Here is a 9489-nt window from a genome sequence, read left to right as displayed (position 1 = left end):
AGACCGGCAGTCGGGCGTGAATCCGACGGGAAGAAAGGCTGAACGTATGCGACGCGAGCTGTGCCCGGTGGAAACCCTGTACGTCCCCCAGCGGAGCCGGGCGGTCCTGTCCTGCACCCTGGCCGGCCCCGTCGACGCGTCGGCCCTGGCCACGGCGTTCGAGGCCGTGACCGCCGAGCAGCCGACCCTGCTCACCCGCATCGTCGCGGCCGACGGGGGTCACGCCCTCGAACTGCTCCCGGAGTCCGAGCGGCCACGGCTGCGCACCCGGCCCGCGGACGAGGACGCCTACGCCGAGGAGCTGAACACCCCGCTGACCGTGGGCGGTCCGCTGGTCAGGGCCGTCCTGATCGGCGACCCGGGCGGGGACACGCACACGTTCGTGCTGTCGGTGGACCATGTGATCACCGACGGGCACAGCGGCATCACGCTGCTCAACCGGATCTGGGACCGGTACGGACAGGTCCTCGGGGCGGACTCCGACAACGATGCCCTGCCCACGACCACGGACGTTCCCGCCTGGCCGGCCCCCGTCAGCAGCCTGCTCCCGCCGACCGACCCGGCGGAGACCGCTAAGTACCTGGAGCGCCGGTCCGAGGAGGCCCGCCGCCACCCGGTCGAGCTGCTCCGGTACGACGTGCCGCCGGCCGCGGAGAGCGGCGAGGGGCGGCCGGAACACCGGGTCGAGGTGGCGCGGCTGCGGCTGGACGCCGACGACACCCTGCGGCTGCGTGAACTGGCCCGGTCCGCCGGCCTGTCCGTGCACGGCCTCATCGGCGCCGCCCTGCTGACCGCGGTCCGCCGACGCATGGACGGTGACGGCCCGCGGGTCCTGGGCTGCATGTCCCCCGTGGACGTCCGCTCCCGTCTGGACCCGCCGCTGTCCGCCGAGGTCATGGTGGCCGCCGTCACCGCGCATCTGCACACCCTGGAGGTGAGCCCGGACAGCTCCCCGCTGGCGCTCGCCCGTGAGCTGGGCGCCGCGCTCGGCAACTACATCGAACGCGGTGACCACTTCCAGGAGATGCGGATCATGCCGGAGGTGCCGCGCAATCCGGCCCTCCAGATGGGCACGGTGATCAACACCAACATGGGTGTGGTGTCCGGCCCGCGCCTCCCCGACGGCCTGCGGGTGACCGACGTACGGCTGGTCCCCGCCCGTGAGCACTACTTCCCGCAGGCGGGCCGCAGCCCCCTCATGGCCTGCGTGACCTCCTTCGACGGCCGTCTGGCCATCGAGTTCCCGCACCACACCGCGTGTTTCGGCACGGAGTTCATGGCCGCGCTGCGCGACGACGTCCGCGCCACGCTCCTCGGCCTGCTCGACGCGGCCGGGACACGGCCGCTGTCGGAGGCCACGGCCTGAGGCGGTCCGCACCCGGGGCGCCGGCCCCGTCGCGTGGCCGGCGCCGCCCCGTCCGCTGTTTCCCCCTGACCCACCTCTGTGTTGCCGGCCGTACCGACGTCGCGGCCGTGGCACGTTCCCGGCTTTCCCTTCCCAAGGAGCGACCCTCCGCGATGAAGACCGAGCACGAACCCCCCACCGCCGTCGCCGTACTGCTGTCCCGGGCGCGGGCCGGCGACGCGCAGGCGATGAACGACCTGCTCACCGAGATCACCCCGTACGTCGCCCACGTCTGCTTCCCGATCGCCCGTGACAACGCCTCGGACGCCGTCCAGGAGGCGCTGCTGGCCATCTACCGGGGCCTGGGCACCCTGCGGGAGCCGGCCGCGTTCTACGGCTGGGTCCGCTCCGTGACCGTCCGGGAGGCGGTGCGCACGGCCAAGCGTCTCAAGGTGGAGGCGGCGTGTTCGGAGGTGGAATCCGGGCATCCGGCCAATCCCCTCGACGCGGTCCACATCAACGACGTACTGGACCGTCTCTCCGAACAGCACCGGCAGGTTCTCGCCCTGCGCTTCTACGGTCTGAACGAGGACGAGATGGCGGCCACGCTCTCCCTTCCCGTGGGCACCGTGCGTTCCCGGCTCTACCGGGCCCGCCGCCGTTTCCAGGAGGCCTGGCAGCCCCACGCCGCCTGACCGGGAAGGGGACGGGGCCGTCGTCGGCCACACCGTTTTCTCACCTTCTCCGTCGCCTGCCGCAAGGATCGACGGGGAAAAGTACCTGAGAATTTCTGATTCTCTCAAAGACTTCTCCTTCAGCACCTTCCGGGAGTCTCATGCCGACCGTGGTTCACGCGATCCAATTCAATGTTCTGGGTCCTTTGAATGTTTCCTTGCACGGCCGTCCGGTCCATCCCGGGTCCGCGCGTCAGCGGGCGGTGCTCTCCGCTCTTCTCCTCGCTCCGGGCCGGCCCATGACGGCGGAGGAACTGACCGAGGCGATATGGCCGCAGCGAGCACCGGCCGGCGCCGCCGGGTGCCTGCACAGTTACGTCTCTCATCTTCGCCGCGTCCTGGAACCGCAGCGGGCGCCCCGCGAGCGGGACAATCTGTTGCGCCGTCAACCGAATGGCTATGTTCTCGCGGTCACCCCGGAAAGCCTGGACGCATTCCGTTTCGAGCGCCTGATCCAGGAGGGCCGGGCCCAGTTGTCGGCCGGACGGCCCCAGCAGGCGAGCCGCACGATGCGGGACGCGCTCGCCCTCTGGCGCGGCGGACCGCACCCCGAGGTGAGCGACTTTCCGGCGGCCGCGCAAGTCACCGCCCGCTACGAGGAATTGCGGCTCCTCGCGCTGGAAACGCTGTGGGAGTCGGAACTGGCCTCGGAGCACGGAACGTCACTCCTGACGGACGAACTGCCCGCCCTCAGCCGGAAGTTCCCCACCCGGGAACGGTTCAGCTGGCTGCTGATGAAGGCGCTCTACCGGTCGGGGCGACGGGCCGAGGCCATCGACGCCTACCATCACACGCGCCGTACGCTCGCCGAGGAGTACGGGATCGATCCCGGCGCGGAGTTGCAGGAGTTGTTCGGCCGTATCATCTGCGGCGATCCGCTGGCGGGCTGACCAGCCCCCTCCCCACCCCCAGACACCGCCTGACCTGCGAGAACCTTCCCGCGCGCAAGTCGGCTGCAAGGTGACTTCAAGTCTCCTGCAAGTCGCCCGTGGCAAGGTGCTGTTGATCAACGTCACCGGTGTGCACGGCCCCTGAACCCGCCTTTTTCCGACAGGCCATCACAACGACGTGGGCCGTATGTCCCGGGTGCGGGCGGGGCCACACCGTGGACGCGCGCCTTGCCCCGGAGGAGACGCGCGACGAGTCGAGCGAGGAAGCCGAGTAAGCCGTGCCCCAGACAGAGCCCCGGCCCGCACCTGACCACACCGTCGGCGGCCCCACCACGACGACCGCCCCCGCGGCGGAGCCCTTGGCCCGGGTGGACGACGGGGACGGGGTGGACGACGTGGATGGGGTGGATGGGGTGGACGCGATCGACGCGGTGGACGCGGTGGATGACGTGGACGAGGGCGTACCGCCGGTCGTGTCGTCCCTCGTGCCGCTCGTGCTGGCGGCTCGTGACGACGCCGCGCTGGCCGCGCGGGCCCGGCAGCTTCTCGCGCTGGTCGAGGGCGATCCGGAGCTGGGCCCGTGGGACCTGGGCCGGGCGCTGGGCCGGGCCCTGGCTGCGACCAGTGCGGGGGTGGGCGAGCGGCAGGCGGACGAGCGGCGGGACGGCGAGCGGCGAGCGGCCTTGCGGAGAGCGGTGCTGCTGGTCGCCGACCGGGCGGACGTGGTGCGGGGACTGCGGGCCCTGTCCGAAGGCGGCTTCGCACCGCTTCTGTTCCGCACCGGCCCGGGCGGCCTGGGCGGCCCCGTCGGCGTCGGCCCCGTGGATGCGGGGCGCGCGGTCCATGTCTTCCCCGGCCAGGGCTCCCAGTGGCCCGGAATGGCCCTCGACCTACTGGACGCCTCCGCGGTGTTCCGGGAGCGGATGGAGGCCTGCGCGCGGGCGTTGGAACCGTATGTGCCGTGGGCGCTGTTCGACGTGCTGCGCGGTGTCGAGGGGGCGCCGGCGCTGGTGAGCGTGGACGTCGTCCAGCCCGTGCTGTTCGCGGTGACGGTGTCGCTGTCGGCGCTGTGGCGGGCGTGTGGTGTGGAGCCGGCGGCGGTCGTCGGCGCCAGCCTGGGCGAGATCGCCGCCGCGCAGGTCGCGGGAGCGCTCACACTGGACGAGGCGGCTCGCGTCGTGGCGCTGTGGAGCCGGATGCAGGCCCTGGCCGACGGCGAGGGCGACCTGGCCTCCGCGCTGCTGTCCCGCGAGGAACTGGGGGCACGGCTCGACGCCCCGCACCGGCGCGGCCGGGTCCACTTCGCGGGCGCCAACGGCCCGCGCACGCTGCTGTTCAGCGGCGAACGGGCGGCCGTGGCCGAGCTGGTCGACGCGCTCACCGCCGAGGGCTTCCGGGCCCGGACGCTCAGCAACGGTCTGGCCGCCCACGCACCGGACCTGGCCGTGGACCCCACCGACCTGATCACCGGCACCGCCTCGATCCGGCCCGCCGCGACCACGGTTCCGTTCCACTCCTCGCTGGCCGGCGGGCCGGTCCCGACGACATCGCTCGACGGCGCGTACTGGCACCGCAACATCACCTCGGCCATCCGGTTCGAGGAGGCCGTACGGGGCTTGATCGCGGCCGGTCACGTCACGTTCCTGGAGGTCGGCCCGCATCCGGTGCTGATCGGCGGGGTGCAGGAGACCTTGGAGGACGCGCTGCCCGGTCGGGCGGAGGCGGGCACGGGAGCGGCGCGGGCCGGAGCGGGAGCCGGAGGGGTGGCCGCAGGGGTGGCCGGAGTGGGAGCCTTCGGCACGCTGCGGCGCGGTGAGGACTCGGTGACCGGACTGCTCACCGCGATGGCGGAGCTGTACGTCCGGGGTGTCGCCGTCGACTGGGCGTTGCTTTTCCGAGGCACTGGCGTACGGCGGATCACCCTGCCGCCGCCCCCCTCCCCCAGCACCGCCGCACCGCACGGGGACGACTCCCCCCGGGCCCGGTACGCACGACTCTCGGAGGCCGAACGTCGGCTCTGGGTACGGGAGTTGGTGCGGTCCCAGGTCGCCGCCGCCGCGCCGCACGGCGGGACCGGGCAGGGGCAGGGGCAGGGGCACGAGGGGACGGGAGGCGCGCGGACCGCTTTCAAGGACTTGGGCTTCGACTCGGTCACAGCGGTGGCGCTGCGCAACCGGCTGGTCGAGGCGACCGGGCTGCCCTTGCCCGTCACGCTGCTGTTCGAGCGCCCGACGATCGGCGACCTGACCGATCACCTGCATGCCGAACTCCTCGGCCTGGGAGATGATTCGGCACCGGCGCCGGCGAGTGCCGGTGGCGTGGACGAACCCGTGGCGATCGTCGGCATGGCGTGCCGTTTCCCCGGCGGTGCCGACTCCCCCGAGGCGCTGTGGCGGCTGGTGTCCCAGGGCGAGGACGCCATCTCGGGGTTCCCCGGCAACCGGGGGTGGGACGTCGGTTCGCTGTACGACCCGGACCCGGACGCGCCGGGCAGGACGTACGTCCGTGAAGGCGGTTTCCTGCACGACGCCGACCGGTTCGACGCGGCCTTCTTCGGGATCGCCCCGCGCGAGGCCCTGGCCATGGACCCGCAGCAGCGCCTGCTCCTCGAGGTGTCCTGGGAGGCGTTCGAACGGGCGGGCATCGACCCGACGGCACTGCGCGGCAGCCGCAGCGGTGTGTTCATCGGCGCGATGACCCAGGACTACGGCCCCCGCATGCACGAGGCGGACGAGCGTGTCCAGGGGCACGTGCTGACCGGCACGACCGTCAGTGTGCTGTCCGGGCGGCTGGCGTACGTCTTCGGCCTGGAGGGCCCGGCGGTCACCGTCGACACGGCCTGCTCCTCCTCCTTGGTGGCGCTCCACCAGGCGGTTCGGTCGCTGCGGCGCGGCGAGTCCACCCTCGCGCTGGCGGGCGGGGCGGCCGTGATGGCGGCGCCCGGGATGTTCGTGGAGTTCAGCCGGCAGCGCGGTCTCGCGCCCGACGGCCGCTGCAAGGCCTTCGCCGCGTCGGCCGACGGTACGGCCTGGGCGGAGGGCGTCGGCGTCCTCGTACTGGAGCGGCTGTCGGACGCCCGGCGGCACGGTCACCGGGTGCTGGCCGTGGTCCGGGGCTCGGCCGTCAACCAGGACGGCGCCGGCAACGGCCTCACCGCCCCCAACGGACTCGCCCAGCAGAAGGCCGTCCGCGCGGCCCTCGCCGACGCAGGCCTCGGCCCGTCGGAGGTGGACGCCGTCGAGGCGCACGGCACCGGGACGCGACTCGGCGACCCGATCGAGGCGCAGGCGCTCCTGGCGACCTACGGACAGGACCGTCCGGCCGAACAGCCCTTGTGGCTGGGCTCGTTGAAGTCGAACATCGGGCATGCCCAGGCCGCCGCAGGGGTCGGCGGTGTCATCAAGATGGTGATGGCCCTGGAGCACGGGGTGCTGCCGCGCACGCTCCACGTGGACGAGCCGACGCCGAACGTCGACTGGACGACCGGGGCCGTGTCGCTGCTCACCGAGCGGCGCGAGTGGCCCGAGGTGGACCGTCCGCGCCGGGCCGCCGTGTCGTCCTTCGGCATCAGCGGGACGAACGCCCACGTCATCCTGGAACAGGCACCGGAAGCCGAGGCACAGGTGGGGGCTGTGTCTGTGGCGACCCCGCCGGTCGTTCCGCTCGTGTTGTCGGCCCATGACACCGGTGCGCTGCGGGCCCAGGCGGAGCGGCTGGGTGCGTTCCTTCGCCAGAACTCCCCCGACGTTCGGCTCGTCGCCGGGGAGTTGATACACGGCCGGGCCGTACTGTCCCGTCGTGCGGTCGTCCTGGGCGGAGACCGGGACCAACTGCTCTCCGGACTGGACGCGTTGGCGGCGGGCGTCGAGGCGCCGGGTGTCGTCACCGGGCGTGGGGACGCCGGGGAACCGGTGTTCGTGTTTCCCGGTCAGGGGTCTCAGTGGACGGGGATGGCCGTCGAACTCCTCGACACATCCCAGGTGTTCGCCGAGTCGATCGCCGCATGCGAGGCCGCGCTCGCCCCGTATGTGGAGTGGTCGCTGAGCGAAGTGCTGCGTGACGGCCAGCCGTTGACCCGGGTCGACGTCGTCCAGCCCGCGCTGTTCGCGGTGATGGTGTCACTGGCCGCCGTGTGGCGGTCTCTGGGAGTCGAGCCGGCCGCTGTGGTGGGGCACTCGCAGGGCGAGATCGCCGCCGCCGTCGTCGCCGGGGCGCTGACACTCGAAGACGGCGCGAAAGTAGCCGCCCTGCGCAGCCGGGCGATCCTCAAGATCGCCGGACGCGGCGGAATGGTGTCGCTTCCCCTGGCATCGGCCGACGCGACCGAACTCATCGAGCGCTGGGACGGCCGCATCTTCATCGCCGCCCTCAACGGACCGAACGCCACGGTCGTCGCCGGAGACGCGATAGCGCTGGACGAGCTGACGGCCCACTGCGAGGCAGAGGAAATCCGCGCCCGCCGCATCGACGTCGACTACGCCTCCCACACCCCCCACGTCGAAGCCATAGAAACCGACCTCGCCGAACTCCTCGCCGGCATCAGCCCCCGCACGAGCACCGTGCCCTTCTACTCGACGGTCACGGGCACCTTGATCGGCACCGCACAACTCGACGCCGCCTACTGGTACACCAACCTCCGCCAGACCGTCCTCCTCGAACCCACCCTCAAGCTCCTCACGACCGACGGACACACCGCATTCCTCGAATGCAGCCCCCACCCGGTCCTCGTCCCCGCAATCGACGAAACCATCCAAGGTACGGTCACCGGCACCCTCCGCCGCGACGAAGGCGGCTGGCAACGCCTCCTCACCTCCGCAGCCCACCTCCACACCCACGGAACGTCCCTCACCTGGCCCACCGGACCAGCACCGGCCACCCCCACCGACCTCCCTACCTACCCCTTCCAACGCGACCGTTACTGGCTCGACCCCACGCCCTCGGCGCCGGTTGCAGACCCCGTCGGCCACCCCTTCCTCACCCTCACCACCACGCTTCCCGACCACACCGACCTGCGTACGGGCCGGCTCACCCCCGACACCCACACCTGGCTGGTCGACCACGCCGTCCACGGCACGCCGCTGGTTCCCGGTACCGCCCTCCTCGATCTGGCTCTCCACGCCGGTGAACACACGGGTGCCCCGCATGTCGAGGAACTGACGCTCCACGCGCCGCTTCCCCTCCACCCCACCGAGCCCCAGACGCTCCAGCTCATCACCACCGCGCCCGACCCCACGACCGGTCACCGCACCCTCACGCTGCACAGCACCACCGACCACCGCACGTTCACCCATCACATCACCGCCACCCTCACCACCCCCGCCCCTGGCCTTGCCGCGACCCCGGCCGTGCGTCCCTGGTCGGAGGCCGAGCAGAAGGTGCTCGCGCCGGTCGAGGGGCTGTACGAACGGCTGGCCGAGGTCGGGTTCGGGTACGGTCCCGCGTTCCGCGGGCTGCGGTCCCGGGGGCGGCTCGGCGCGGACCTGCTCGCGGAGGTGCGGCTGCCGGAGGAACTGCGTGAGGACGCGGGCCGGTTCGGGGTTCATCCCGCACTGCTGGACGCCGCCCTGCACGCGTGCCTGCCGGACGGCACGGACGACGACGCGGACGACGTCCGGCTGCCCTTCGTGTGGAGCGGGGTCACCCTGCACGCCACGGGCGCGGACACCCTGCGGGTACGGCTGTCGCCTGCCGGGCCGGACGCCGTGTCCCTGACGGCGTTCGACGAGGCGGGGCACCTGGTGGTGTCGGTCGCGTCGGTGACACTGCGGCCGGTGACGGCGGAGCGGTTCCGGGCCGCCGTACGGGCGCAGCGACGGGACCCGCTGTACGAGGTGCGGTGGACGCCGTTGCCGCGGGTCGAGGGTGTTGCGGGCGCGGGGACGGGAACGGGGACGGGAACGGCCGTGCTCGTCGGTCCTGCGTTCGCGGGGCTGCCCGCGCCCTCGTACCCGGATCTCGCGGCGCTGGCCGCCGACGACGGGGCGGTGCCGTCGACCGTGGTCGTGGGCTGTGCGGGTACCCCGGACGAGGGCTCGATGACGGTGGCCGTGCACGCTGTGCTGGGCCGGGCGCTGGAGTCGTTGCGGCAGTGGCTGGCGGACGAGCGGTGCGCGGGCTCGCGGCTGATGCTGCTCACCCGGGGCGCGGTGGCCGTCCGGGACGGTGAGCGCGTCTCCGACCTGGCGGCGGCGGCCGTATGGGGTCTGGTGCGGTCCGCGCAGTCCGAGCATCCGGGCCGTCTCGTGGTCGCCGACGTGGACGACGATCCGGAGTCGTACCGGGCACTGACGGCGTTCGTCGAGACGCTCGTCGAGCGCGGGGGTGCCGTGGAGCCGCAGCTCGCGGTGCGTGCGGGTGAGGTGTTCGGGGCGCGGCTGGGCGAGGTCGACCCGGTGTCCGTCGGCGGAGCCCCGGCGGGCGAGGCCGCGCGGTGGGATCCGGAGGGCACCGTCCTGATCACGGGCGGGACCGGCACCCTCGGTTCGCTGCTCGCCCACCACCTCGTCACCCACCACGGCGT

The 9489-nt window shown here is 72.7% G+C and carries 4 protein-coding genes; all 4 read left to right on the top strand.

Annotated features, from left to right (window positions below; genetic code table 11):
* Nucleotides 1-46 precede the first annotated feature (46 nt).
* On the top strand, nucleotides 47-1366 hold the full coding sequence (locus tag ACZ6D7_RS06865; RefSeq protein ID WP_469484618.1) for a phthiocerol/phthiodiolone dimycocerosyl transferase family protein: 1320 nt from the start codon (nucleotides 47-49) through the stop codon (nucleotides 1364-1366).
* A gap of 152 nt (nucleotides 1367-1518) precedes the next feature.
* Nucleotides 1519-2040, top strand: coding sequence for an RNA polymerase sigma factor (locus tag ACZ6D7_RS06860; protein ID WP_469484615.1), 522 nt, complete (start codon nucleotides 1519-1521; stop codon nucleotides 2038-2040).
* A gap of 140 nt (nucleotides 2041-2180) precedes the next feature.
* On the top strand, nucleotides 2181-2969 hold the full coding sequence (locus tag ACZ6D7_RS06855; protein ID WP_469484613.1) for an AfsR/SARP family transcriptional regulator: 789 nt from the start codon (nucleotides 2181-2183) through the stop codon (nucleotides 2967-2969).
* A 278-nt stretch (nucleotides 2970-3247) separates the two neighbouring features.
* Nucleotides 3248-9489 (top strand): acyltransferase domain-containing protein (locus tag ACZ6D7_RS06850; RefSeq protein ID WP_469484610.1); only part of this gene is annotated, 6242 nt, incomplete at its 3' end.

It is taken from the genome of Streptomyces sp. NPDC041784 (assembly GCF_055591025.1).
This window is presented reverse-complemented; position numbering and strand designations above follow the sequence as displayed.